The 25,263-nt window shown below is 33.8% G+C and carries 20 protein-coding genes; 11 read left to right on the forward strand and 9 right to left on the reverse strand.

The features are described 5' to 3' along the window. Positions 1-16 precede the first annotated feature (16 nt). From ACNQF6_RS13335 to panB, 7 genes are all read right to left on the reverse strand, one after another. Positions 17-3,805, reverse strand: a complete 3,789-nt coding sequence (locus tag ACNQF6_RS13335) for a PAS domain S-box protein (protein ID WP_417966403.1) — start codon at positions 3,803-3,805, stop codon at positions 17-19. Between the two features lie 358 nt (positions 3,806-4,163). Further along, a complete protein-coding gene (locus ACNQF6_RS13340) occupies positions 4,164-4,946 on the reverse strand; it encodes a hypothetical protein (RefSeq protein WP_417966404.1) in 783 nt (260 codons plus the stop codon). Between the two features lie 32 nt (positions 4,947-4,978). Then, positions 4,979-5,716: a nitroreductase family protein gene (locus ACNQF6_RS13345; RefSeq protein WP_417966405.1), complete on the reverse strand. Its 738-nt coding sequence runs from the start codon at positions 5,714-5,716 to the stop codon at positions 4,979-4,981. Then, the gene (locus ACNQF6_RS13350; RefSeq protein ID WP_417966406.1) at positions 5,707-7,035 is read right to left on the reverse strand and encodes an aldehyde dehydrogenase; all 1,329 of its coding nucleotides are present in this window, start codon (positions 7,033-7,035) and stop codon (positions 5,707-5,709) included. The genes ACNQF6_RS13345 and ACNQF6_RS13350 overlap by 10 nt, the downstream gene beginning before the upstream one ends. Positions 7,036-7,195: 160 nt before the next feature. Next, the gene (locus tag ACNQF6_RS13355) at positions 7,196-7,885 is read right to left on the reverse strand and encodes an RluA family pseudouridine synthase (RefSeq protein WP_417966407.1); all 690 of its coding nucleotides are present in this window, start codon (positions 7,883-7,885) and stop codon (positions 7,196-7,198) included. 103 nt (positions 7,886-7,988) lie between these two features. Further along, on the reverse strand, positions 7,989-8,339 hold the full coding sequence (locus ACNQF6_RS13360; RefSeq protein WP_417966408.1) for a four helix bundle protein: 351 nt from the start codon (positions 8,337-8,339) through the stop codon (positions 7,989-7,991). Positions 8,340-8,385: 46 nt separating this feature from the next. Beyond that, positions 8,386-9,204, reverse strand: a complete 819-nt coding sequence (gene panB / locus ACNQF6_RS13365) for a 3-methyl-2-oxobutanoate hydroxymethyltransferase (RefSeq protein WP_315179472.1) — start codon at positions 9,202-9,204, stop codon at positions 8,386-8,388. A gap of 101 nt (positions 9,205-9,305) precedes the next feature. Between panB and ACNQF6_RS13370 the strand changes: the two genes are divergently transcribed. The 10 genes from ACNQF6_RS13370 to ACNQF6_RS13415 all read left to right on the forward strand — a co-directional run bounded on the left by ACNQF6_RS13370 (position 9,306) and on the right by ACNQF6_RS13415 (position 20,503). Next, positions 9,306-9,737, forward strand: a complete 432-nt coding sequence (locus tag ACNQF6_RS13370; RefSeq protein WP_417966409.1) for a Cif family virulence factor — start codon at positions 9,306-9,308, stop codon at positions 9,735-9,737. A 68-nt stretch (positions 9,738-9,805) separates the two neighbouring features. After that, the gene (locus ACNQF6_RS13375; RefSeq protein ID WP_417966515.1) at positions 9,806-11,149 is read left to right on the forward strand and encodes a sigma-54-dependent transcriptional regulator; all 1,344 of its coding nucleotides are present in this window, start codon (positions 9,806-9,808) and stop codon (positions 11,147-11,149) included. 246 nt (positions 11,150-11,395) lie between these two features. Beyond that, complete coding sequence (locus ACNQF6_RS13380; protein WP_417966410.1) at positions 11,396-11,677, forward strand: DUF7674 family protein; 282 nt, start codon at positions 11,396-11,398, stop codon at positions 11,675-11,677. A gap of 155 nt (positions 11,678-11,832) precedes the next feature. Beyond that, positions 11,833-11,910 carry a K(+)-transporting ATPase subunit F gene (gene kdpF / locus ACNQF6_RS13385; RefSeq protein ID WP_111410498.1) on the forward strand — a complete coding sequence of 26 codons (78 nt, stop codon included), beginning with the start codon at positions 11,833-11,835 and terminating at the stop codon, positions 11,908-11,910. Between the two features lie 19 nt (positions 11,911-11,929). After that, complete coding sequence (gene kdpA, locus ACNQF6_RS13390; protein WP_417966411.1) at positions 11,930-13,651, forward strand: potassium-transporting ATPase subunit KdpA; 1,722 nt, start codon at positions 11,930-11,932, stop codon at positions 13,649-13,651. 8 nt (positions 13,652-13,659) lie between these two features. Next, positions 13,660-15,693 (forward strand): potassium-transporting ATPase subunit KdpB, encoded by a 2,034-nt coding sequence (gene kdpB, locus ACNQF6_RS13395; protein WP_417966412.1) that lies wholly within the window; start codon positions 13,660-13,662, stop codon positions 15,691-15,693. Between the two features lie 52 nt (positions 15,694-15,745). After that, a complete protein-coding gene (locus ACNQF6_RS13400; protein ID WP_417966413.1) occupies positions 15,746-16,300 on the forward strand; it encodes a K(+)-transporting ATPase subunit C in 555 nt (184 codons plus the stop codon). A gap of 155 nt (positions 16,301-16,455) precedes the next feature. Then, entirely contained in the window at positions 16,456-17,538 is a 1,083-nt protein-coding gene (locus tag ACNQF6_RS13405; protein WP_417966414.1) for a porin, read from the forward strand. Positions 17,539-17,649: 111 nt separating this feature from the next. Continuing rightward, positions 17,650-18,777, forward strand: coding sequence for a sensor protein KdpD (locus ACNQF6_RS13410; protein ID WP_417966415.1), 1,128 nt, complete (start codon positions 17,650-17,652; stop codon positions 18,775-18,777). A 1-nt stretch (position 18,778) separates the two neighbouring features. Next, entirely contained in the window at positions 18,779-20,503 is a 1,725-nt protein-coding gene (locus ACNQF6_RS13415; RefSeq protein WP_417966416.1) for an ATP-binding protein, read from the forward strand. Between the two features lie 117 nt (positions 20,504-20,620). On the opposite strand, the gene ACNQF6_RS13420 is transcribed toward ACNQF6_RS13415, so the two are convergent. Together ACNQF6_RS13420 and ACNQF6_RS13425 are read right to left on the reverse strand one after the other, a co-directional pair. Then, a complete protein-coding gene (locus ACNQF6_RS13420) occupies positions 20,621-20,791 on the reverse strand; it encodes a hypothetical protein (protein WP_417966418.1) in 171 nt (56 codons plus the stop codon). Between the two features lie 85 nt (positions 20,792-20,876). After that, positions 20,877-22,304, reverse strand: coding sequence for an L-serine ammonia-lyase (locus ACNQF6_RS13425; protein WP_417966419.1), 1,428 nt, complete (start codon positions 22,302-22,304; stop codon positions 20,877-20,879). A 235-nt stretch (positions 22,305-22,539) separates the two neighbouring features. On the opposite strand from ACNQF6_RS13425, the gene ACNQF6_RS13430 reads away from it, so the two are divergent. Next, positions 22,540-25,047: a M14 family metallopeptidase gene (locus ACNQF6_RS13430; protein ID WP_417966421.1), complete on the forward strand. Its 2,508-nt coding sequence runs from the start codon at positions 22,540-22,542 to the stop codon at positions 25,045-25,047. Positions 25,048-25,263: the final 216 nt, after the last annotated feature.

The following is a 25,263-nucleotide window of genomic DNA, read 5'->3' on the forward strand; positions in this document are numbered from 1 at the left end:
GCAAATTTTATTAGAATTAATTTGTCCATTTAGAAAGTGTCTCTTCAATAATTCCTTTTATTATTGGTTTTGAAATATAATCATTCATTCCAGCATTGATACACTTGTCTTTTTCATCTTTCTCAGTACCGGCAGTTATTGCAATAATAGGAATTTTTTTACCAGCTTTTAATTTACGAATGTCATTAGTTGCTTCGTACCCATTCATGATTGGCATTTGGATATCCATAAAAATAATATCAGGATTTATTTCCTCAAATTGATCTACAGCATCTTTGCCATTAGTAACTTCGAAAATCACCGGATTTATATCTAAGTTTTTAATAATTGTTTTGAGTAATAACATATTCACTTTGTTATCTTCAACAATCATTATTTTGATTTTTTTATTACTTATGTTTCTTTTGACGACTATATCTTTAATACCATCAAAATCAGTTTCAAATAAGCTAACCTTTTCTACTGGTTCGTTGCTGCTTTTTAAATCTAAATCAAAATAAAAAGTACTGCCAGAATTAATTTCACTTTCTAGTTGTAAGCGGCTGTTCATTAAACCTAATAATTGATTCGAAATTGTTAATCCCAGTCCTGTTCCCCCAAATTTTCTTGTCGTTGAGCTGTCTTCCTGGGAAAATGCCTGAAATATTTTCTTTTTGTTTTGTTCTAAAATTCCGATTCCAGTGTCAATCACAGCAAAACGAATTTTAGCATTAGAATCGTCTATTTTTTTAATAACGGTTACATCTAAATGTATCGAACCTTTTTCAGTGAATTTTACAGCATTTGCAAGTAGATTAATCAAAATTTGTTTTAAACGTACGCTGTCTACCCAAAAGTATTTAGGAATATCTGAAGCTATATTGAGTTTTAAATTTAATTTTTTTTGATTGGATTCATATAAAATTAAATCAATAATTTGACCTAACATTTCTCCAATATCATATTTATCTATAAATAAATCCAGTTTTCCGGCTTCAATTTTTGAGAAATCCAGAATGTCATTTATGATATCTAATAATGAAAGTGCCGATTGATTTACAGTGGTAATATATTTTTCTTGGGTTACTCCAAGATTAGTTTTCATTAATAAGTCCGTAAAACCGATAATCCCGTTCAAAGGCGTTCTAATTTCATGGCTCATATTAGCTAAAAATTCTGATTTTGCTCTGTTGGCAGCTTCAGCTAATTTCTTTTGTTGTATAACGGTTTCTGTTTTTTTTCTCTGTGTAATATCAATAAAAATACCTTCAATAAATGCAATTTTTTCGTCTTTGTAAATTGCATCTCCAAACTCTTCTACCCAAACAATATGGTTGTCTTTATGTATAATTCGGTAGATTAAGTGAATGGCTCTCTTGTTTTCAATGGCATCTTTTTGTGCTGCAATTGTACTCGTTTTATCCTTTGGATGAATTAAGTCAATGAAGGATAATTGATTATTCAGAAAATTTGATTTTGGATATCCAGTTAGTTTTTCAATTTCATCATTAATATAAATTTTAGTGTTATTTTCATCATAATTAGATAGATAAACGGTTCCGGGAATATTATTAGCTAATAATCGAAACTTTTCTTCACTTTCATAAATTGCGGTCTCGTTAGCAATACGCTCAATAGAAGATGCGATGTTACTGGCTAATGTTTGCAAAATATTAACCTCATCCTCTGACCATATTCTTTCATCTTGGGTGTCGTCAAACCCTAAAAATCCATGAAATTTGTTTCTCACAAAAATTGGAAAAAGAATTAATGAGGCCACATCTACATTGATTAATTTATTTCGTAAAGAAATATTTTCAATTTTAGGAATAACGGCTCTGTATATTTTATTGTTTAAAAGAGGCGTTATTAGTTCTTCAAAATATTCGTATGGTAAATTTTGAAGCTTTACATTATTTTCGGATAGCTTTACATTATGTATTATCCATCGGTATTTTTGACTTATTAATCCTTTGTTTCCGTCATTTTCATAATAATAGGCTCGATGAGATTTTGTTGCTTGTCCCATAATGATTAGGACATCCGAAAAAATATCGTTGATATCATTACTGTTCAAAAATTTCTCCGTACAAAGCGCCATTGCAGAAAAAAGTTCACTTTTGTATTCTAATTTTTTTTCTGTTTCATAGCGACTGTGCGAAATCATGGTTAGCGAGATAATATCCGATATGGATCTTGCAAAATTAATGTCTTCATTATCCCAATTTTTTTTGTTTTTTGAAGCTTCAAAACTTATGGTTCCAGTTAGTTCACCATTGATAAAAATAGGGATGTCGAGTTGTGATTTGATATCGTATTTTAGAAAATAATTTTCTACAAATTCAGATAATTCCCATTTGTCTAAAACATCTGGAGCACTAATTTGTTTTTTACTTTTTATAGATTCAAAGTAAATAGGATAGTTTTCTTTCTCTAAAACATATCCTTTGGTATAGGTATTCGTTTCTAGTTGATATAGACTTTTGCAAGTAATTACATTTTCGTTATAACTCCAGTAACTAACACGACAACAGTTAGTAACTTTTGATGCTGACTCAATGATTTGCATTATGCTAATGTCCAGGTTTTTGTAATTACTAAAGTTAGTAGTCGATAGTTTTTTAATCGTTTTATTGTATTTTTCTACTTTTTTCTGACGAATTTTATTTTCAAATTCAATGTCTTTAAGTTTGGTAATATCCCTTGCAATTCCAGAGTATCCTACTATTTTTCCAGTATCATTTCGATTAATGATCACCTTTTGAGAAACCCAGATTACTTCTCCGTTTTTCTTTACTAATGGAAATTCGATTGTAGGGAAGTTTTGCTCATTTTCTAACAAGTTCATGTAAAAATCCATTATGCTAGTACAGTAATCCTCTCGTATAAATTCTAAATAATGTCTCGTTAGTATTTCGTTTTCTTTGAAGCCTAAAGTTTTTATCGTAAATTCATTAACAAATATAAAATTACCGTAGTGATCTACCTCAAAAATAAGATCAATAGCATTTTGAATTAAATTTTTATATTGATTCTGTAAATGTATTTCATTGGTCACATCCTGACCAATACCGATGATTAAATCGTCTGAAAACCTTTTGTCATTCCATTGTATGTGTTTGTGCTCACCATTTTTACATTTTAATTTCCTAGTAAATGTTCTTTCCATAATATTGTTATTATGAAATTCTTCTCCTATAAACTCTGGATCTTCCGTAACTTTCCAAAAGCCTAATCCCATTACCTCATCAACAGTATATCCTAGAATAGAAATTATATTTTCGCTGCAAAAAACAATTTCGCCTTTTCTGTTTGTAGCTAATATTAATGAATTTCCTTTATTAATGATTTGATTATTGAATCTAACTTCATCATTATTATTGAGCCATAAAATATAGTGTACATAATTTATGATTAGAATTATTGAAGCGTTAATTAATAGTACTAAAAATGTTTTTAATGGCACTAAATCGAACATAAAAATAATACCAAAATAAGTAAAAACTGCTACTACAAATCCATAGTGCAGTTTAGCAGGTTTTAAAACGCTGTAAGAAAAGAAAAAAGCTAATATATAAGCTACAATAGGTATAATATCAGTAGGAGAGTTTATTATATTTCTAGAAATAGAAATAAAATAAACTAAATAAAATACAATGAAAATTTGTTTGATATTTCTATAAACAAGTTGTGATTTTGTGCTAATTAAATATAATGAAAATAACAAAACCCCGATTGTGCAATTTACCAACAATAAGCTTTTTGGTCTGATTTTTAAAATTTCGTAAGCTATTTCTATGATTATAAGTAAAATTCCTAAAAGCATAAGATAGCTTTGATATTCTCTTTTTTGTGTAGTATCCTTAGAGCTTCTCTCTAATAATTTACTTTTTAATCCAGTTTTTAATTTATAAATTTTGTAAAGCAAAAATATACATAAAACAGGCATTACAATTAAGAAAAGATTGCTTGAGGTCAAAATAGTAAAGACCCAAAATAAAACTAATTTTGAGTTTAAAATAGTCAATAGGCTACAATATGACACCATAGAAGTGTTTTGATTAGATTTGAATGACTAGATTTGGTGTTCTACCTCGCTATAGATTTCAATGTAAGGATTTATTTTAAATAAAAACCAAAATTCAGTAAAATTAAATTTTGGTTTTTAGCTGTAAAAAATATTTTTAGTTTCTATTTTCAATCTCATTTTCAGGATCAAATCCTATTATTTCACTGTAAAGAGCATAATACAACGAGTACATAAATGGAATAGTAAAAACGATTCCAATACAACATCCTATAAGTCCTACCAAAGACGCTATAACTCCAATAACAAGTAATCCCAATATAACAATGGGTTCTTTAGAAACGACTAAAATACTAGCTTGGATAGCTTCAACAGCTTTTAGTTTTCCAAAAATGATGAGGGGAATCATTAAAATTGTAAACAAACCAATTGTTACAGAAACAACAACTTCAATAATTGGTATTTGTATGTAATTTATTATACCCGATAGAACGGAGTTAACTATTGTGATCAAAAATGTTGCAATAAATAATTCTTTGAAAAAAGGTGCTTTGTAATATTCAAACATGGTTGACACATGAAATTCGTCGTCTCTTTCGGCACAATACGCCATTTTTATTAAACCAGCAGAAAACGGACTAAGCAAACACGTTATTAAAAGAGAGACTCCTGAGAAAATTAACATGGAGTCTAAACTTAAATTTTCCGTCTGTAAATTTTCCGGTTTTAAAAAATTTACCACTGCTAGACTTCCAAAAACTGCAATTAGTACTCCAAATGCCAAAATACTAAGGAGAACAAAAAGGACAAAAATCATTAAGCCGCCGTACAACGCAATTTTTTTATAATTTTCGAATGCATGGTTGAAAACATTTCCAAAATCTAAGGTATATCCATTCTTTTTTATTTCCTCAATACGGTCTTGTGTAGTTTTAATCATTTGGTTTTGGTATTATTTGGTTTGTTAGTTTTTTATTTTTTAAAATAGACTTCTTCAAAAGGAACTCTAAATCGTTCCCCGTAAATGCCTTGTTCTTCTCTTATTCCACAGCCTAAAATCATGTTTATTTCTGAACGAGCCGGTAAATGTAATATTTTTTTAATTCTCAGCGAATCAAAACCTTCCATTGGACAAGTATCATAATTTATGGCTGCCATACTTATCATAAAATTCTGTGCGGCAAGTCCCGCGCTTTTCTGAGCGACAATACGCATGTCGCTTTGTCGCGCCTGCCTGTAGATGGGTTTGAATATTCCAATAACTTGAAAAGCAAGAAACTTTATCATTCCAATAATTCCTAAAAAATCAAAATAAAGGGTCGGAATAATTTTCTGATAATAATTTAACGCAAACTTTTCTCTCTTCGAATAATCCGTTTTCGGCTTATTGCCGTATTGAGTTTTTAAATAATCAATATTCGATTCTACTCTTTTGCGCCATAAATCTTTTCTCGCAACAACAACTACTATTTGTTGAGCTGTTCTTGCCGCATTCTGATCAAAACTGGCTTTGGCTATTTCTTGTATTATTTCTGGCGAAACAACATGGTAGAACTCCCAAAGTTGCATATTACTGCTCGTGGGTGCCAGAGTTGCTAATTGAATACATTCTTTTACTTTTTGCGCATCAATAGCTTCGTTTTTAAAAAGCCGAACGGATCGTCTATATTTTATAGCCTCACTTACTGATTTTTCATTGGTTACAGCCACTTTAATACTTTTTGAATGGTTTTTAATTTTTCTTTATAAGGTGCATAACGCATAGGTAAGTCGAGCCAAGTTCCTTTTTTCACAATAGCTTTTTTATGGGAAAAAATATCAAAACTTAATTTTCCATGATACGCTCCCATTCCGGAATTTCCAACACCGCCAAAAGGCAGGCGATTATTAGCCAAATGAATTACCGTATCATTGATGCATCCGCCACCAAAAGAATATTTTTGCAGCACTTCATTAATAAAGGATTTATTTTGGGAAAATAAATACAGCGATAGTGGTTTTTCGAAGCTCGAAATTATTTTTTCAATATCAGCTTTTGATTCATAAGAAAGTATTGGGAGTATTGGGCCAAAAATTTCTTCTGTCATTACTAAACTATCCATTTTTGGCTCGTCAAGTAAAGTAGGAGCAAGGTATAATGTTTCTTTGTTAGATTGTCCTCCAAAAAGTATTTCTTGATTTTCCAATAAACGTAATTGACGTTCCCAATTTTTCAAATTGATGATTCTGGCATAATCAGATGATTCTTCCGGGTTTGTTCCAAGTGCTTTTTGAATTTCTTGAATTAATAATTTTACGAAAGTATCTTTCATTTTATGGTGTACCAAAATATAATCGGGTGCAACACAGGTTTGTCCGGCGTTTATGATTTTCCCCCATACAATGCGACGCGCACTTAATTCTAAATTAGCGGTTTCGTCAACAATGCAAGGGCTTTTTCCGCCTAATTCCAGGGTAACTGGCGTTAAGTTTTCGGCAGCAGCTTTTGCCACTATTTTTCCAACAGCAACACTTCCTGTAAAAAAAATATAGTCCCAGCGTTGATTTAATAATTCCTGTGCAATTGTTGCATCTCCCGTGATAACCTCAACATCTTTTACAGCAAAAGTTTCAGTTATAATTTTGGAAATTATATTCGAAGTATTTGGTGTAAGTTCAGATGGTTTTAAAGTTACTTTATTCCCGGCGGCAACTGCAGCAACGAGCGGGCACAAAGCCAATTGAAACGGATAATTCCATGGAGAAAGAATCAATACATTCCCGTATGGTTCACTATAAATAAAATCAGATGAAGGAAAGTTTAAAAGAGACGCAAAAACTTTTTTCGGCTTTGCCCAAGAATCGATATTTCTTATAGTTTCCTTCAAGTCACTAATCACATAATTAGTTTCTGTTAAAACAGCTTCAAAAGCAGGTTTCTTAAAATCATCATACAAAGCCTTGATTATTGCCTCTTCATTTTCTATAATGTTGTACAATAATTTTTTAAGGGACTCTTTTCGGAAAGCAATTTCTGTATGATACTTCATGGGATGATTTTAATTTAAAATTACATAAATATTATTTTAAACCCACTCTATATCCGAAATAAAAAAAAAAAAAAACAGGAATAATTATTCCTGTTTTATAATGTATAAATCTGTAAAGTATTGTTTTTGTTCTATTTTTAATTGAAACACAAGGATCAGATTAAACTGCATTCCAAATCACATCATCAGGTGTTGGTGCGATGATTTCTATATTTTCTTTGGTAACAGGATGTACAAAAACTAATTTACGGGCATGTAAATGAATACCACCATCCGGATTGCTTCGGTCAAAACCGTATTTCAAATCACCTTTTATGGGTGATCCAATAGCCGAAAGCTGCGCCCTGATTTGATGGTGTCTACCTGTGTGAAGATTAATTTCCAGAGCAAAATAATTATTGAGTTCCTTGATGATTTTATAATCTAAACTGGCTAGTTTACTGTCAGGAACTTCTTTTAAATGCGCTTTTGAAGTGTTGTTTTTTTCGTTTCTTTTCAAAAAATGAACCAATTTATCCTCGGACTTTGAAGGCTTGTTTTTGACAATGCACCAATATGTTTTTTGAGTTTCACGATTGCTGAACAACTCATTCATTCTCGTCAACGCTTTGCTGGTTCGCGCAAAAACAACTATTCCAGTTGTTGGTCGGTCTAAACGGTGTACTACGCCCAGAAATACTTCTCCGGGTTTGTTATACTTATCTTTGATGTATTCTTTCACCACATCAGATAAGGGTTTATCACCTGTTTTATCACCTTGCACAATATCACCTACGCGTTTGTTGACCACAATAAGATGGTTGTCTTCGTGAAGAATTTGAAGGTTATTTTTATTCGAAACTATTTTCATTTGGATTTTTAGATTGTTAGACTACTTAGATTTTTAGACAAGTTAGACTTTTTAGATATTTAGTTTCTTAAACAAGTCATGCAGTCTGAAAATCTAAAAAAGTCTATAATAAAGTTGCTCTAAATCTTGAAGTCATTTTAATAATTTCGTTTAGCATATCTGATAATTCTTTTAAATCTTCTGGAGTTATAAAACCTAAATCTGATGAAATAAGAATTTGTGTTTCGACTTCATATGCTGAACCGATGGCGATTTCTAAAAATCGTGCAAAGTCCTTATTAGATTGCCTTGATGATCCTTCAGCAATATTAGATGGAATAGAAACAGAAGCTCTTCTTAATTGATTTGTTAGTCCAAATTTTTCATCGTTAGGAAAAGACAAAGTCACTTTATAAATTTCAGAACAAAAAAATCTACTTTTTTTCCAAATCTCTAAAACCTTAAATCGATGCATTTCTACTTTTTTAGTCTAATAATCCAATAATCTAAGAAGTCTAATTTTAATATTGTTCGCTGGAATTAGGAAAATCACTTGATTTCACATCGGCAACATATTGACCTATGGCAGTTGTCATTCCTTCGTATAAATTCATGTATCTTCTCAAGAAACGTGGACTAAATTCATTATTCATTCCTAACATGTCGTGAATTACCAAAACTTGACCATCAACTCCGCCGCCAGCACCAATTCCAATTACCGGAATCGAAATACTTTGAGCTACTTTTTCGGCTAAATGTGCCGGAATTTTTTCTAAAACTAAAGCAAAACAACCTAATCTTTCCAACAATTTAGCATCCTCAATAAGTTTATCTGCTTCTTCCTCTTCTTTGGCACGAACAGTATAGGTACCAAATTTATAAATAGATTGAGGAGTTAAACCCAAATGTCCCATCACTGGAATTCCTGCGTTTAGTATTTTCTTGATTGAATCTTTAATTTCTTTTCCGCCTTCCAGTTTTACGGCATGACCACCGCTTTCTTTCATGATTCGGATGGCAGAACGCAACGCTTCTTTAGGATCTGATTGGTAACTTCCAAAAGGTAAATCCACCACAACCAATGCTCTTTCTATAGCTCTCACTACAGATGAAGCGTGATAAATCATTTGGTCCAACGTAATTGGCAAAGTCGTTTCATGACCAGCCATTACATTCGATGCAGAGTCACCTACTAAGATTACATCAATTCCGGCTGTATCAACGATTTTTGCCATGGTGTAATCGTATGCGGTAAGCATGGAAATTTTCTCTCCATTTGCTTTCATTTCAATCAGTGATTTTGTAGTAATCCTTTTATAATCTTTTTTTGCGACAGACATATTTGTTGTTTTAAGATTGTAAAGGTAATAAAATGTATATTTTTAACTCAAAAATGTAACAGTAATGTTATTGGAAGTTCTAATTAATTAAAAAAGTAATTATGCGTAAAATAGTAGTATTGATTGTATTGTTCACATCAACATATTCTCAGGCTCAAAATCAAGAAATTCAAAAAGTGGTTGAAACTTTTTTTGAGGCTTTTCATGCCAAAGATACTTTGAAATTAAAGTCTCTTTGTGAGGATACAATGATTTTACAATCTATTAGTGAGAATGCTAAAGGCACCAAATTATCCAATGAAAAGCCACAAGTGTTTTTTAAATCGATAGCTTCTATTCCTGCTGAATTAAAGTTTCAGGAAAAAATTATGAGTTATGCTATTCAGGTAGATGGGAGCATGGCGCACGCTTGGACACCTTATGAGTTTTATGTAAACGATAAATTGAGCCATAAAGGCGTGAATGCTTTTACGCTTTTCAAAAAAGAAAATAGCTGGAAAATTATTCATCTTATCGATACCCGAAGAAAGTAAACCCTAATTATTTTTTATTTGTCAGCATTTAAAAAGTTAGCTTTGTATTTTAAATTTATACAAATCCTATTTTGAAAAACATACTTATCATTGATGATGAAGAAAAACTGCGTAGCCTTCTAGCCCGAATCGTAAAATCAGAAGGTTTCGAAGTTTTCGAAGCACCAGATTTAAAGTCAGGTTTCAAGAAACTGGAACACAGTGATATTGATGTGATTCTTTGTGATGTCAAACTTCCTGATGGCAATGGTGTTGATTTTGTTCAAAAGATAAAAACAAATTTTCCATTAACAGAAGTTATCTTATTGACTGCTTTTGGCAAAATTTCAGATGGTGTTCAAGCCATGAAAAACGGAGCTTTTGATTATATTGTCAAAGGCGATGACAATGACAAAATTATTCCGCTGTTGTATAAAGCATTGGAAAAAGTCCAACTGATTAAGAAAGTCCAACAACTCGAAAAACGAATTTCTGATAAATATTCTTTTGATACTATTATTGGAAAATCGAAAGGATTGGAACAAGTGATTAATCTGGCTAAAAAAGTAGCCAAAACCGATTCCACTGTACTCTTAACGGGAGAAACAGGAACCGGAAAAGAAGTTTTTGCACAAGCCATTCATGAAAACAGCAACCGAGTAGGAAAATCTTTTGTTGCTTTGAATTGCAGTACTTTCAGCAAGGAAATTCTCGAAAGTGAATTGTTTGGACATAAGCAAGGATCTTTTACAGGAGCTGTAAAAGACAAGAAAGGATTTATTGAAGAGGCGAATGGCGGTACTTTATTTCTGGATGAAATTGGCGAAATGCCGTTAGAATTACAAGCTAAATTACTACGGGTTTTAGAAACCAATGAATACATACAAATAGGAGATACGACACCCAGAAAATCAAATTTTAGGTTAATAGCCGCAACCAATCGCGATTTAAAAACCGAAAGTGAAGAACACCGTTTCCGTTCGGATTTGTATTTTCGATTGAATATTTTCGAAATTAAAATTCCTCCCTTAAGAGAAAGAATAAAAGACATTGCACCATTGACAAACTATTTTGTGAAACAATTTTCAGAGAAAGTAAATAAAAAAATAGTCTCTATCGATGGCGATTTTTTGCATAAGATGGAAACATACCATTGGCCTGGAAATGTTCGGGAACTGAAAAATGTGATTGAACGTTCCGTAATTTTGGCTGAAGATTTTAACTTGACGCAAGATGTATTGCCTTATGAGGTTCAGCATCAGCAAGATAATTCCAGTAAGACGATGTCAGCTTTTTCGATGCAAAGTATTGAAAAACTCCACATTCAAAAAGTATTAAATTACTCCAAAGGGAATAAAGCCGAAACCGCACGCTTATTAGAAATAGGCGTTGCAACACTTTATCGAAAATTAGACGAATACAATATTCATTAAAATCATATTATTTTGAGAAAAGCCTATCATTTTGATAGGCTTTTTTTATGTTTTTTTTTGGCATAAAAACCTCAATTCCTTTATTGACAAATCTTTGAGGTGTGCTGTGGTTTTTTGGAATGCATTTTGGCATAAGCGTTGAAGAACATAAAAAATCATTCTTATGAAATCTCCATGATTCAAATTAGAAATAAAACCGAAGAATGGCGATACCATATTCCTTTAAAAAACAAATATTAAATACATATGAAAAATCAAGTCACCTCGATCTACAAACAAGCAGAACGCTTCGCCGAAATCACCAAGACTGCCATTATTACGGGAAATATTTCCAGAGCAAAAAAATGTTTGGCACTCGCTGAACGATTATTGGTAACAGGAAGCAACGAAACAAAAAATGCTATTTCCAATGTCTATCTTTTTTCGGTTTCCTCTTTTATGGAAATGCGCCATTGCACTATTTCGAATCTTTTCCCAAAATCCTTGAAGGCGGAGTACATCAAGCAAATAAACGCTTCGGGAGTATAAAACTAAATTTTAATATGTCACCCTGAGCGCAGTCGAAGGGCTAAAATCTAAAACACCAATAATCTATGTTAATCACAATCCTTTTACTCGCACTAGCCATTTTGTTATTTGCGATTTGTTTTAAATCTGTCGAATTTTTTGAAAAAATTTAAATTATGACTGCACTATTTATTGTCGCATTGGCCGTTTTCGGCTATTTGGTTTATGTATTAATCAAGCCCGAAAAATTTTAACTTAATAAACTATTTTTTTATGAACACAGAATTATTTGGTGTCATCAGTATTTTTATCATCTCTATAATTTTAGCGGTTCCTGTTGGGAAATATATTGCTAAAGTTTTTACGGGAGATAAAACATTCCTTGACCCGATTTTCAATCCAATTGAGAAATTTATTTTCAAAAGAAGTGGTATCAATTCCACCGAAGAAATGAACTGGAAACAACATTTAAAAGCGTTGTTAAGCGTGAATATGGTTTGGTTCTTTCTTTGCTTTTTTGTTTTGTTATTTCAAGGTTCAATGCCTTTAAATCCGGACAATAATCCAAACATGACTCCAGATTTAGCATTCAATACCGCTATTTCGTTCATGGTAAATTGCAATTTACAGCATTACTCTGGCGAGACAGGTGTTTCTTATTTATCGCAGATGGTTTTGATGTTCCTTCAATTTGTTTCTGCCGGTGTTGGGATGGCTGCCGCAGCAATGGTTTTTACCGCAATGAAAGAGAGAACCACTGATAAATTGGGCAACTTTTATAATTATTTTATCAAAAGCTGTACTAGAATTTTACTGCCTCTTTCTGCTCTTGTAGCCATCGCTTTGTTATTTAGCGGAACACCAATGACTTTTGAAGGAAAAGATACAATTACCACTTTACAAGGGGATTCAGTAGCAGTTTCCCGTGGACCAGCAGCAGCATTTATCGGTATTAAACATATCGGAACCAATGGTGGGGGATTTTTTGGAGCCAATTCGGCACATCCATTAGAGAATCCTACTTATTTTACCAATGCGGTTGAATTATGGGCACAATTAATTATTCCGTTTGCAATGATTTTTGCATTAGGTTTTTATCTAAAGAAAAGAAGGCTGTCCTACGTAGTTTTTGGAGTTATGACGGTTGGATTTTTACTTTTAGTTGTTCCAACAGTTATCAGTGAACTCAACGGAAACCCAGCTATCGAAAAAATGGGAATTGCCCAAACAACCGGAGCTATGGAAGGCAAAGAAGTTCGTTTTGGACCCGCCATTTCTGGATTTTGGAGCATTGCTACCACTGTAATTTCTACAGGCTCGGTCAATAGTATGCATGACAGCTCGATGCCTGTTTCTGGGTCCATGCAATTATTGGCGATGATGGTGAATGCCTTTTATGGTGGTTGCGGAGTAGGATTTTTGAACTTTTATATTTTTATCATTCTTGCAGTTTTTATTTCGGGATTAATGGTGGGACGAACACCAGAATTTTTAGGAAAGAAAATTGAAGCCCGAGAAGTTAAAATTGCAGCTTTCATTGCCATTCTTCACCCTTTATTGATATTGTCAGGAACGGCTTTGGCTTCTTATTTTGCTGCAAATGATACTGCAATGGGCTACTGGTTTAGCGGAAACGCCACCGGCTGGTTGAACAACCCTGGGCATCACGGATTTTCGGAAATGTTATACGAATATACTTCGAGTGCAGCCAACAATGGTTCTGGATTTGAAGGTTTGGGCGACAACAATCCTTTTTGGAATATCACCACAGGAATTGTGTTGTTATTGAGTCGTTTCCTTCCTATCATTGGGCCTTTAGCCATCGCAGGATTGTTGGCCAATAAAAAATATATTCCTGAAAGTGCGGGTACTTTAAAAACAGACACGTCTATTTTTGGAGTTATGGTTTTTGCCGTAATCGCCATTATTGCAGCCTTATCTTTCTTCCCAGCATTAGCACTTGGACCTTTAGCGGAGTACTTTACATTAAAATAATAATAAAAATGAATAACAATAAATCCAATTCATTATTCGAAAGTAAGCAAGTAAAAGAGGCGCTAGTGCAGTCTTTTGTTAAGCTAAACCCGAAAATAATGTTCAAGAATCCGGTAATGTTCACCGTTGAAATTGGAACTGCCATTATGTTTGCTGTGTGTGTTGCAATTTTATTTGGCGCACAAGACCAAGGCAGTTTTACTTATAATTTCATAGTATTTTTAATTTTGTTAGCAACCCTTTTGTTTGCGAATTTTGCTGAGGCTATTGCCGAAGCCAGAGGAAAAGCACAAGCCGATAGTTTGCGAAAAACACGGGAAGAAACACCCGCAAGACAAGTTTTAGCCAATGGCGAAATTAAGAATATCAGTTCTTCTGAATTGAAGAAAGGCGATGTTTTTGTTTGTGAAGCTGGAGATTTAATTGCAACTGATGGTGAAATTATCGAAGGATTGGCCACTATAGATGAAAGTGCCATTACCGGAGAGAGTGCTCCTGTAATTCGGGAAGCAGGTGGCGATAAATCATCAGTAACTGGAGGAACTAAAGTATTATCAGACAAAATCAAAGTGATCGTGACTAACGAACCAGGAGAAAGTTTTCTGGATAAAATGATTGCTTTGGTAGAAGGAGCGAGCCGCCAGAAAACGCCTAATGAAATTGCGTTAACTATTTTGTTGGCTGCCTTTACATTAATTTTTGTGATTGTTTGCGTGACCTTGAAACCTTTTGCCGATTATGCGAATGCACCGATAACAATTGCCGCCTTCATTTCGCTATTTGTTTGTTTGATTCCAACAACGATTGGTGGTTTGTTATCAGCCATTGGAATTGCAGGAATGGATAGGGCTTTGCGTGCCAATGTAATTACCAAATCAGGAAAAGCGGTAGAAACTGCCGGCGATATTGATGTATTACTTTTGGACAAAACTGGAACCATCACCATTGGAAATAGAAAAGCGACTCGTTTTTATCCAGCAAAAGGAATCTCGGAAGAGGATTTTATCAAATCTGCAGTTTTGAGTTCGCTGGCTGATGACACGCCCGAAGGCAAAAGTATTGTGGAACTGGCAGGAATTGAAGTGGCAAACAAACTATCGATTGAAGGAGCTACTTTAATAAAGTTTACTGCCGAAACTAGAACTAGCGGTGTTGTTTTAAAAGACGGAACCGATATTAGAAAAGGTGCTCAGGATGCTTCAAAAAATATTGCACTGAAAGCGGGAACTATTTTTCCAGAGGATATTGCACAAGCAGTGATTGTTATCTCATCAAAAGGTGGAACGCCATTGGTGGTAGTAAAAAATGCTCAAGTCCAAGGTGTTATTGAATTGCAGGATATTATCAAAACGGGAATGAAAGAACGTTTTGAACGTTTGAGAAAAATGGGTGTAAAAACGGTGATGGTAACCGGAGATAATCCGTTGACAGCCAAATTTATTGCCGAAGCAGCTGGTGTAGATGATTTTATTGCCGAAGCCAAACCTGAGGATAAAATGAATTACATCAAAAACGAACAAGAACAAGGCAAGCTCGTAGCGATGATGGGTGATGGAACAAATGATGCACCCGCTTTGGCGCAAGCCAATGTTGGTGTAGCCATGAACAGCGGAACACAAGCAGCTAAAGAAGCCGGAAACATGGTCGATCTAGACAATGATCCCACCAAGTTAATTGAAATCATAGAAATAGGAAAACAATTATTGATGACCAGAGGAACGCTTACCACGTTTTCGATTGCGAATGATGTGGCTAAATATTTTGCTATTGTTCCCGCGCTTTTCATCACGGCTATTCCTGCTCTTGAAGGATTAAATATTATGGGATTACACAGTCCAGAAAGTGCGATTTTATCAGCTGTCATTTTCAATGCGATTATCATTCCGATATTGATTCCTTTAGCTTTAAAAGGGGTTGATTATAAGCCAATCGGTGCGAGTGCTATTCTAAAGCGAAACCTATTGATTTATGGTCTTGGTGGTTTGATCATCCCATTTATCGGAATTAAAATAATTGATTTAGTTGTAGCATTATTTATGTAGATCCAAACCTAACAGGTTTCAAAAACGGGTTAGGTTTATAAAAAAAAACAAAATGAAAAATATATTTTCAATATTAAAATTCACCTTATTTATGGTGGTGTTGTTAGCGGTTATTTACCCAATGGCAATTTTTGGGATAGCACAATTGGCTCCCAATAAAGGAAAAGGAGAAACAATTACTGTAAACGGAAAAGTGGTGGGGTATCAAAAAATTGGGCAAAAATTCGATAAATCCAACTACTTTTGGGGAAGGCCTTCAGCGGTGGATTATAACGCTGCAGGAAGTGGAGGAAGCAATAAAGGGCCGAGTAATTCTGATTATTTAGCATTGGTGCAAAAAAGAATCGACACTTTTTTAATCGTGCATCCTTATTTGAAAAAATCAGAGATTCCTTCGGATATGGTGACGGCTTCAGGAAGTGGGTTAGATCCTAATATTTCTCCGAAAGGAGCTTTGATTCAGGTAAAAAGAGTTGCAAAAGAAAGAAACATATCAGAAGATAAAGTAAAAGCTTTGGTGCAAGCAAAAATCAATTCACCAGCAGTAATAGGAACTGCAACCGTAAATGTTCTAGAGTTGAATGTAGCCTTGGATTTATTGAAATAGGATTGATTTCAATACTAAAGTCAATGGAAAATTAAAAAAACAAGGTCTTTAAAAATACACACCTAGCCCCGATAGAAGGGAAAATCCTTTTGTCTCGTTTTTTACGAGACAAAAGATTGGAATGATAGCGGGATTAGCTTCTAAAAATAATAGAAATGAAAAAAATAATAATTACAGCTTTAATAGCTTTTGGGATAACAACAGTTAATGCACAAGAAACTGAAAAAATACAAAGTCCTTTTACGTTTTCGGGTTATATAGAAACGTATTACAGTTATGATTTTGGAGAACCCGACAATCATGTAAGACCTGGATTTGTTTACAGTCATAACAAGCACAACGAAGTCAATTTGAATTTAGGATTGGCGAAGGTAAATTATACTAAAGAGAATGTTCGCGGGAATTTTGCCTTAATGGCTGGAACGTATGCCCAATACAATTTGGCAGCAGAACAGGATTTACTAAAAAATGTGTATGAAGCGAATGTGGGTGTGAAAATTTCGTCAAAACACAATCTGTGGGTTGATGCGGGAATTATGCCGTCACATATTGGTTTTGAAAGCGCGATTGGTAAAGATTGCGTCACTTTGACTAGAAGTATTTTGGCTGATAATTCGCCGTATTATGAAGCGGGTGTGAAAATTGGATATACGTCAAAAAGCGAAAAATGGTATTTGGCTGCGATGTTTTTAAACGGTTGGCAACGCATCCAGAAAATTGATGGCAACCAAACTCCGGCTTTTGGTACACAGGTAACCTATAAACCTTCTGCCAAAACTACATTAAACTGGAGTACGTATGTTGGGAATGAACAACCGGATAATGTAAAAAAATGGCGTTATTTCAATAATTTTTACGGACAATTTAAAGTATCCGAAAAAACAAGTTTAATTGCTGGTTTTGATATTGGAGCGCAACAAAAAGCAACAGAAAGAGACCAATATGATGTTTGGTTTGCACCAATCTTAATAGCACAATACAAACCGACAAGTAAAATCCAATTGGCAGCAAGAGCCGAGTATTATGCCGATGAAAAAGGAGTCATTATTGCATCTGGAACACCTAATGGTTTTAAAACATACAGTTTTTCCACAAATTTTGATTATTTAGTTACTGATAATGTGATGTTTAGAATAGAAGCAAGAACTTTGAATAGTAAAGACGATATCTTTTTGAAAAACACTAATCCTAGCAATCAAAATGTATTTTTAACGACAGCATTGGCTATTTCTTTTTAATTTCCTTTTTTTAAACCATTAAGATATTAAGATAAATTAAGTATTTTCTTAATGAAACACAGTATCATAAAGTTTCAATTTTTTTAGATTGCTTCGTGCCTCGCAATAACTATGGACAACGAAAAAGAAAATAATGTCAAGCACTTTCTTGATTTAATTCAGAAATCACGCAAAGGAAAGTTTAAAGTCTACATCGGTATGAGTGCCGGTGTGGGCAAAACTTTCAGGATGTTACAGGAAGCACATACCTTGTTGAAAAACGGGATAGATGTAAAAATTGGGTTTATAGAAACTCACAATCGGAAAGAAACACACGAACTACTAGAGGGTTTACCGGTCATTCCCAGGCGAACTCTTTTTTATAAAGGGAAACTACTTGAAGAAATGGATTTACAAGCCATTATCAATTTGCGTCCAGAAGTGGTTATTGTAGATGAACTAGCGCATACAAACATTGAAGGAAGCAAAAATGAGAAGCGATGGCAAGATGTTTTGGAGATTTTAGAAGCAGGAATAAATGTGATTTCGGCAGTGAATATTCAGCACTTAGAAAGTTTAAACACAGAAGTAAAAAACATCACAAATATTGACGTTCAGGAACGCATTCCGGACAGTGTTTTGAAATTGGCAGATGAGGTGGTTAATATTGATTTGACTTCAGATGAATTGATTATGCGTTTGAAAGAAGGTAAAATCTATACCGCGGATAAAATCCATACGGCGCTAAATAATTTTTTTAAATCCGATCAAATATTACAATTGCGGGAGCTGGCCTTGAAAGAAGTAGCCAGTCAAGTCAATAGGAAAGTGGAAAGTGAAGTGCCCAAAAACATTGCAGTAAAACATGAAAGATTATTGGCTTGTATCAGTAGTAACGACAAAATCGCTAAGACTATCATAAGAAAAACGGCGCGATTAGCGAGTTATTACAATAGCAAATGGTGCGTTTTGTATGTAGAAACGCCAAAAGAAAGCAGCGACAGAATTGCGCTCGACAAACAACGGCATCTGATTAATAATTTTAAATTGGCCACACAACTTGGTGCCGAAGTAATTAAAGTTCAGAATGCTCATATTACAGATGCTATTTTAGAGGTGGTCGCGCAAAAACAAATCACTACTGTTTGCATAGGGAAACCGCATTTGAGTTTATTTAAAGTAATTTTATCGACAACTGTTTTTAATAAATTGTTGAACAACCTAACGTCTTCTAATATTGATCTTATAATTCTATCTTAAAATGAAAATTAAAACCAAATTAAACCTGGGTGTTGGATTGCTTTTTCTAATGATAATCATACTTTCATTAGTAGCGGCATTTTATATTTTTTCGATAAAAAAAGACACAGAAAACATTCTGAAAGCCAATTACAACACGCTAGAATATTCGCGTAATATGCTTCTTTCTTTAGATGAAATTAATATGAATGAAGAAAAGGCAATTATTATTTTTGAAACCAATATTACCAAACAAATTGCCAATATTACTGAGGCTGGCGAAGATAAAGCGACTTATAATTTGGAGAAAAATTTCGATTTTTTGAAAAAGAATAGAACCGATGAAACCTTAAAAAGCCAAATTCGTCAAGACATTTTCGAGATTATGAAATTGAATATGAATGCGATAAAACAAAAAAGTGATATTGCAAAACACACGGCAGAGACCGCTAATTTTTGGATAGCAGTAACAGGAACACTTTGCTTTTTAATTGCGTTCAATTTATTAGTGAATTTGCCCAACAATATCGCTAATCCAATAAAAGAACTCACGGACAGTATCAAGCAAATTGCCAACAAAAACTATTCGCAACGTGTGAATTTTATGAATCACAATGAATTTGGAGATTTGGCCAAATCATTTAATACCATGGCCGAAAAACTGCAGGAATATAATAATAGTAATTTGTATAAACTGTCATTTGAAAAGAAAAGACTAGAAACTTTAATTAACAATATGCACGACCCAATTATCGGGTTAGACAATCAGGGTTTGATTTTATTTGCTAATGATGAGGCTTTGAAAATAATTGGTTTAAAATCAGAGGACGTTATGGGTAAACTAGTAACAACTCTTGCTCTGACAAATGATTTGATGAAAACGTTAGTAATTAAAGATCTGTCAAACGAGAAACAGAAATCGCTTCCCATGAAAATTTTTGCTGATGGTAAAGAAAGTTATTTTGAAAAAGAAACCATAAACATTACTATTAAACCAACAGGAGAAGATCAAATTATTGACATTGGAAATGTTATTATTTTAAGAAACATTACTGTTTTTAAAGAATTGGATTTTGCTAAAACTAATTTTATTGCTACTGTTTCACACGAATTGAAAACCCCAATTTCATCTATAAAATTAAGTTTACAATTACTTGAAAAAGCAGAAACAGGCAACATTAATGAAGATCAAAAGCAATTAATCGAAAGCATTAAAGACGATAGCCAGCGGTTATTAAAAATTACTGGGGAACTGTTGGAATTGTCGCAGTTAGAAACCGGGAATATAAAGCTGAATATTGAGAAGAGTAATCCCTATGAAATTATTAACTACGCTACCGAAGCTGTAAAAGTGCAAGCAGATCAAAAGCAAATTGAGCTAGTTATTGAGACTGAACAAAATTTACCTGATATAAAAGGGGATAGTGAAAAAACTGCGTGGGTTTTGATTAATTTTTTAACCAATGCAATTACGTATTCAACAGAAAACAGTAAGATAATTGTAAAACTTAAAAATGAAAATAATCAGGTTGTTTTTCAAGTAATTGATACTGGAAAAGGAATTGATTCCCGTTATAAAACTAAAATTTTTGATAAATATTTTCAGGTACCAGGAAGCCAAAAGTCAGGAACAGGACTCGGATTAGCGATTAGCAAAGAATTTATAGAAGCACAAAACGGAACTATTGGATTAGAAAGCGAGTTGGGTTTAGGAAGTACTTTTTATTTTAAATTGGGTACAGTTTGATTTAGAAATAAGAATGTTTAATTTGAAACAATTTTACCAATTTTCTGGTTGATTATGAGGGTTTTATTTAACTAGAAATCATTTGTAAAGGTTAATAAAATAGTCCAGCATTATAAATTAATACGTGTCGTCATTCAGGTCTGACTCTTCTTCTTTTGCTTTTTTGTAATCATTGTTCAAGAAATGAGTGTACTTCTTTTTATCTTTTTGATTTTTTCTAACAAGAAATACAATCAAAATAAGCACACAAATGATTACAATGCTGACTATTACCCAATTGATTTCCATTGCTTTTTGTTTAAGTATATAGAATAAAACGACTGTAAATATTTGAATTTTAGATTGTTTGTATTTTAAATTTGTGTTATTAAGTTTAACAATCCGCCATATTCACTGCAATCGCTAATCCGCCTTCAGAAGTTTCTTTGTATTTATTATTCATGTCTTTAGCCGTTTGCCACATCGTGTCTACCACTTTGTCTAAAGGCACTTTGGCATTTTTTGGATCGGTTTGTAGTGCAAGTTCAGCAGCATTGATGGCTTTTATCGCGCCCATTGTGTTTCTTTCAATACAAGGAATCTGAACTAAACCACCAATAGGATCACAAGTCAATCCTAAGTGATGCTCCATTGCGATTTCGGCAGCCATTAAAACTTGTTCGGGAGTTCCGCCCATCAATTCGCACAAAGCCGCTGCTGCCATAGCAGATGACACACCTATTTCGGCTTGACAACCACCCATAGCGGCAGATATGGTAGAACCTTTCTTGAAAATACTACCTATCTCACCAGCAACCATTAGGAATTGTTTGATTTCTTTTTCACCAGCATTGTGGTTTTCAATAACTAAATAATACATTAAAACGGCAGGAATGACTCCAGCGCTTCCATTAGTTGGTGCTGTAACCACGCGACCTAAAGCTGCATTTACTTCATTAACAGATAAGGCAAAACAACTCACCCATTGTAAGATTTGTCGAAACTTCACTTCGGTTTTACGGATTTCTTCGAGCCAGCTTTGTGGAGAATCATAATTGGCTAAACCGATGAGGTTTTGGTGCATATCAAAAGCTCTGCGGCGTACATTCAAACCTCCTGGAAGAATCCCTTCTGAATGGCAACCAATGTACATGCATTCGAGCATTGTTTTCCAAATACGTATCAATTCATGATCGATAACCGCTTCGGTACGCATCGATTTTTCATTTTCATAAACGATTTCTGAGATGGATTTATTCTCTTTTTTGCAATAATCCAATAGTTCTGCTGCTTTCTCAATTGGATAAGGAAAAGCACATTTTATTTCTATTTTCTTCTTGGCGTTAATGCGTTCTTCTTTGACCACAAATCCACCACCAATAGAATAAAAGGTAGAAACGTACTCATTGTCATCTGTCATGTAAGCCGTAAAAGTCATTCCATTGGCATGAAAAGGAAGGAAGTTTTTATTGAAGACGATGTCTTGAAGGAAATAAAAAGGAATTGGTTTTTCGTTTCCTAAATTGATTTCGTTTTTTGATTCAATTGATTTGATAATCGTATCAATATTTTCGACAGGAATGTATTCCGGATCTTGCCCGCTCAAACCTAGCATCACGGCTAAATCTGTGGCGTGACCTTTTCCGGTCAAGGAAAGGGAACCGTATAAATCTATTTTTACCCGATGTACAAAAGGAAGTAAATTTTCATTTCTCAATTCACTAAGAAAGCGTTCGGCTGCTCTCCAAGGTCCAAGTGTGTGCGAACTTGAAGGTCCAACACCAATTTTTAACATGTCAAAAACTGAGATACATTCTTCCATCTTTGTGAATTTTGTTGTTTGCAAATATAATAGAATGTAGCAATGTTACTAATCTAAAACAGAATAATATTGTTTATTTAATAATGAAAGGTGCTGTATTTTTAGTATTCTTCAACAAAAAATAAATTAATAAAAACTTGAGGTTTAGGAAAATCAATATTTCACTAATCCGAAAGTTAGCTTGTACAATACTTGTTAAATGGCTATTTTTGAAGCATAACTAACCCAAAATAATATGAAAAAGACTGTTTTTTCTTTTTATCTAATGCTAACTTTGGTGCTGAGTGTTCATTCACAAGTGCAAAGTCCATCCCAGTTTTTACCTAATTACGGAAAACAAATTACCTACTATCATCAGGCCGAAAATTATTTCAAACATCTTACGGAAAAATCTACTTTTATAAAACATCAGAAATATGGTGTAACGCCTGAACAAAGGGATTTGAATGTGTATTTTATTTCGAGTCCGGAGAATTTAGCTGATTTGGAACAAATAAGAAATAACAATTTAGCAGCTATTGGTTTGTCCCAAAATAAATCGCAAATGATAGGCGATAAATTAATCGTATGGTTGAGTTTCAATGTTCACGGAAATGAATTTGCCGGAACCGAAAGCGCCATGACTGTAGCTTACGAATTGGTAAATCCTTCGAATACTGAAACTAAAAAGTGGTTAGAGAATACGATTGTAATACTAGATCCGTGCATTAATCCGGATGGATATTCTAGATACGGGAATTGGTTACGAGAAATTTCAGGAAAAAAAACGCATCCGGAATTATCAGACAGAGAGCACATGGAAGTTTGGCCAGGCGGAAGATACAACCATTATATTTTTGATTTAAATAGAGATTGGGCGTGGCAAACACAACCGGAAACCCAACAGCGAATTGCATTATACAACCAATGGATGCCACAAGTTCATACGGATGTCCACGAAATGGGATACGATTCACCCTATTTTTTTCCACCATCAGCGGAACCTTTACATGAATATATTGAGAAGTACCAGAAAGATTTTCATTACACTTTAGGTAAAAATATTTCTAAGAAATTTGATGCTCAAAACTGGATGTACAATACCGGCGAACGTTTTGATTTGTTTTATCCAAGTTATGGCGATACCTATCCTACGTATAATGGTGCGGTAGGAATGACTATGGAACAAGGCGGAATAGGTGCGGGGAGAGCTGTTACTATGAGTAACGGGATTACGCTTACGATACAGGATCGATTGACACATCATGCAACGGCAGTCTTGACCGTGGTAGAATCAGCGGCGGCACAAGCGGATGTTTTGCTGAAAGGATTCAGAGGTTTTATGAATAATTCCCGAAAAACTGTGAAGGGAAATTATAAAATGTACGTGATGAAAAACAATCCAAAGTTGATTCAAATGGCGGATTTGTTGAAAAAGAATAATGTGGAATTCAGTTACGCTGATGCCAGTCAAAAAGCATCTGGATTTAATTATAATACTAAAACAGAGAAAGGTTTTACGATTGAATCTAATGATTTAATTGTAAAAGTAGACCAACAAAAAGCTGTTTTTGCGCAGGTACTTTTTGAACCAAATCAAAAGTTGAATGACAGTTTATCCTATGATATTACGTCTTGGGCTTTGCCCTTGGCGTATGGAGTTGAAGGCTATGCGTTGAAAAACAGTTTAGCTATCAAAACAAAAGCGTCCATTGAAGTGCAAGAAAAAGGAATTCCACAAAATGTATACGCATTTCATATTCCGTGGAATAACAGAATTTCTGCTCAGGTTCTTTCGTTGTTGCACCAAAATAATATCAAAGTTCGATCTGCGATGAAAAAAGCTATTTTTGGCGATGTAATAGTGGAGCCGGGTGGTTTGATTGTGACTAAAGCCGATAATCCAAAAGTTGTAGATTTTGAAAAAACGATTGGCGAACTGATTAAAATAAAATCTGATTACAATTATATAGCTACAGGATTTTCATCGAATTCTAAAGATGTTGGTGGTGAAAATTTCAATTTACTAAAAGCACCAAAAGTCGTTTTATTATCAGGAAAAGGAGTTGGTTCTACAGAGTTTGGGGCTGCTTGGTATTATATGGAAGAAACTATTGGATATCCAGTGAGTGTGGTTGAGGTAAGTAATTTTAACAGATTAAACCTATTCAATTACAACACGCTTATTATGGCGGATGGATATTATGATTTTTCAGAAGACCAACAAAAGAAAATAGGAGAATGGATTAAAAATGGCGGAAAAGTGATAGCGATGAACAGCGCACTTACTCTTTTTGAAGCTAAAGAAGGATATGCGTTGAGTCCTTTTGCAACAGAAGAAGACAAATTAAGTTCCGAGAAAGAGGCTGAAGAAGAAGAATTGAAAGAACGTTTTCTGGATTTTCAGGATACAGAGCGCAGGTATATTTCTAAATCGATTCCAGGTGCCATCATCGAAAATCTTCTGAATAAAACACATCCAATGTCTTTTGGTTTAGGCGATAAATATTTCAGTCTGAAAACAGATGACAGACATTATTCTTTGTTGAAGAAAGCAACCAATGTTGTTTATGTTCCTAAAGATTATAAAAGCTATGGTTTTGTTGGTAATGAAATCAAAAAGAAATTGAATAATACCGTAAGTTTTGCGGTAGAGAGTAAAGGAGACGGGTCAGTAATTTATATGGTAGACAATCCATTATTCAGGGGATTCTGGGAAAATGGAAATTTATTGTTTAGCAATGCCTTATTCTTGGTGGACTAAAACTTGATAGTTTATTATGGAAAATAGTTAAATTGTGCCGTTAGGTACTAAATATTGGTAAAAAAAAACAGAACATTTGAAGCGAATTTAGCGTGACATAGCGCAACAAAACCATAAATGTTGCGTACTTAGGCACGCTAACGAATTTAAAACCCAATTACTACCAATATTTAGTGCCTAACGGCACAAAAAAAAGATTTTACGCCTTGATTAGTT

Origin of the sequence: Flavobacterium pasteuri, from assembly GCF_048286615.1 — a bacterium.
In the GTDB taxonomy this organism is placed as follows: Bacteria; Bacteroidota; Bacteroidia; order Flavobacteriales; family Flavobacteriaceae; genus Flavobacterium.

Bases quoted from the DNA above. Each gene is read 5' to 3' on its own strand.
- ACNQF6_RS13335 (WP_417966403.1), bottom strand. From the start codon at position 3,805: ATGCTTTTAGGAATTTTACTTATAATCATAGAAATAGCTTACGAAATT.
- ACNQF6_RS13340 (WP_417966404.1), bottom strand. From the start codon at position 4,946: ATGATTAAAACTACACAAGACCGTATTGAGGAAATAAAAAAGAATGGA.
- ACNQF6_RS13350 (WP_417966406.1), bottom strand. From the start codon at position 7,035: ATGAAGTATCATACAGAAATTGCTTTCCGAAAAGAGTCCCTTAAAAAA.
- ACNQF6_RS13355 (WP_417966407.1), bottom strand. From the start codon at position 7,885: ATGAAAATAGTTTCGAATAAAAATAACCTTCAAATTCTTCACGAAGAC.
- ACNQF6_RS13360 (WP_417966408.1), bottom strand. From the start codon at position 8,339: ATGCATCGATTTAAGGTTTTAGAGATTTGGAAAAAAAGTAGATTTTTT.
- panB (WP_315179472.1), bottom strand. From the start codon at position 9,204: ATGTCTGTCGCAAAAAAAGATTATAAAAGGATTACTACAAAATCACTG.
- ACNQF6_RS13370 (WP_417966409.1), top strand. From the start codon at position 9,306: ATGCGTAAAATAGTAGTATTGATTGTATTGTTCACATCAACATATTCT.
- ACNQF6_RS13380 (WP_417966410.1), top strand. From the start codon at position 11,396: ATGAAAAATCAAGTCACCTCGATCTACAAACAAGCAGAACGCTTCGCC.
- kdpF (WP_111410498.1), top strand. From the start codon at position 11,833: ATGACTGCACTATTTATTGTCGCATTGGCCGTTTTCGGCTATTTGGTT.
- kdpA (WP_417966411.1), top strand. From the start codon at position 11,930: ATGAACACAGAATTATTTGGTGTCATCAGTATTTTTATCATCTCTATA.
- kdpB (WP_417966412.1), top strand. From the start codon at position 13,660: ATGAATAACAATAAATCCAATTCATTATTCGAAAGTAAGCAAGTAAAA.
- ACNQF6_RS13400 (WP_417966413.1), top strand. From the start codon at position 15,746: ATGAAAAATATATTTTCAATATTAAAATTCACCTTATTTATGGTGGTG.
- ACNQF6_RS13405 (WP_417966414.1), top strand. From the start codon at position 16,456: ATGAAAAAAATAATAATTACAGCTTTAATAGCTTTTGGGATAACAACA.
- ACNQF6_RS13410 (WP_417966415.1), top strand. From the start codon at position 17,650: ATGGACAACGAAAAAGAAAATAATGTCAAGCACTTTCTTGATTTAATT.
- ACNQF6_RS13415 (WP_417966416.1), top strand. From the start codon at position 18,779: ATGAAAATTAAAACCAAATTAAACCTGGGTGTTGGATTGCTTTTTCTA.
- ACNQF6_RS13420 (WP_417966418.1), bottom strand. From the start codon at position 20,791: ATGGAAATCAATTGGGTAATAGTCAGCATTGTAATCATTTGTGTGCTT.
- ACNQF6_RS13425 (WP_417966419.1), bottom strand. From the start codon at position 22,304: ATGGAAGAATGTATCTCAGTTTTTGACATGTTAAAAATTGGTGTTGGA.
- ACNQF6_RS13430 (WP_417966421.1), top strand. From the start codon at position 22,540: ATGAAAAAGACTGTTTTTTCTTTTTATCTAATGCTAACTTTGGTGCTG.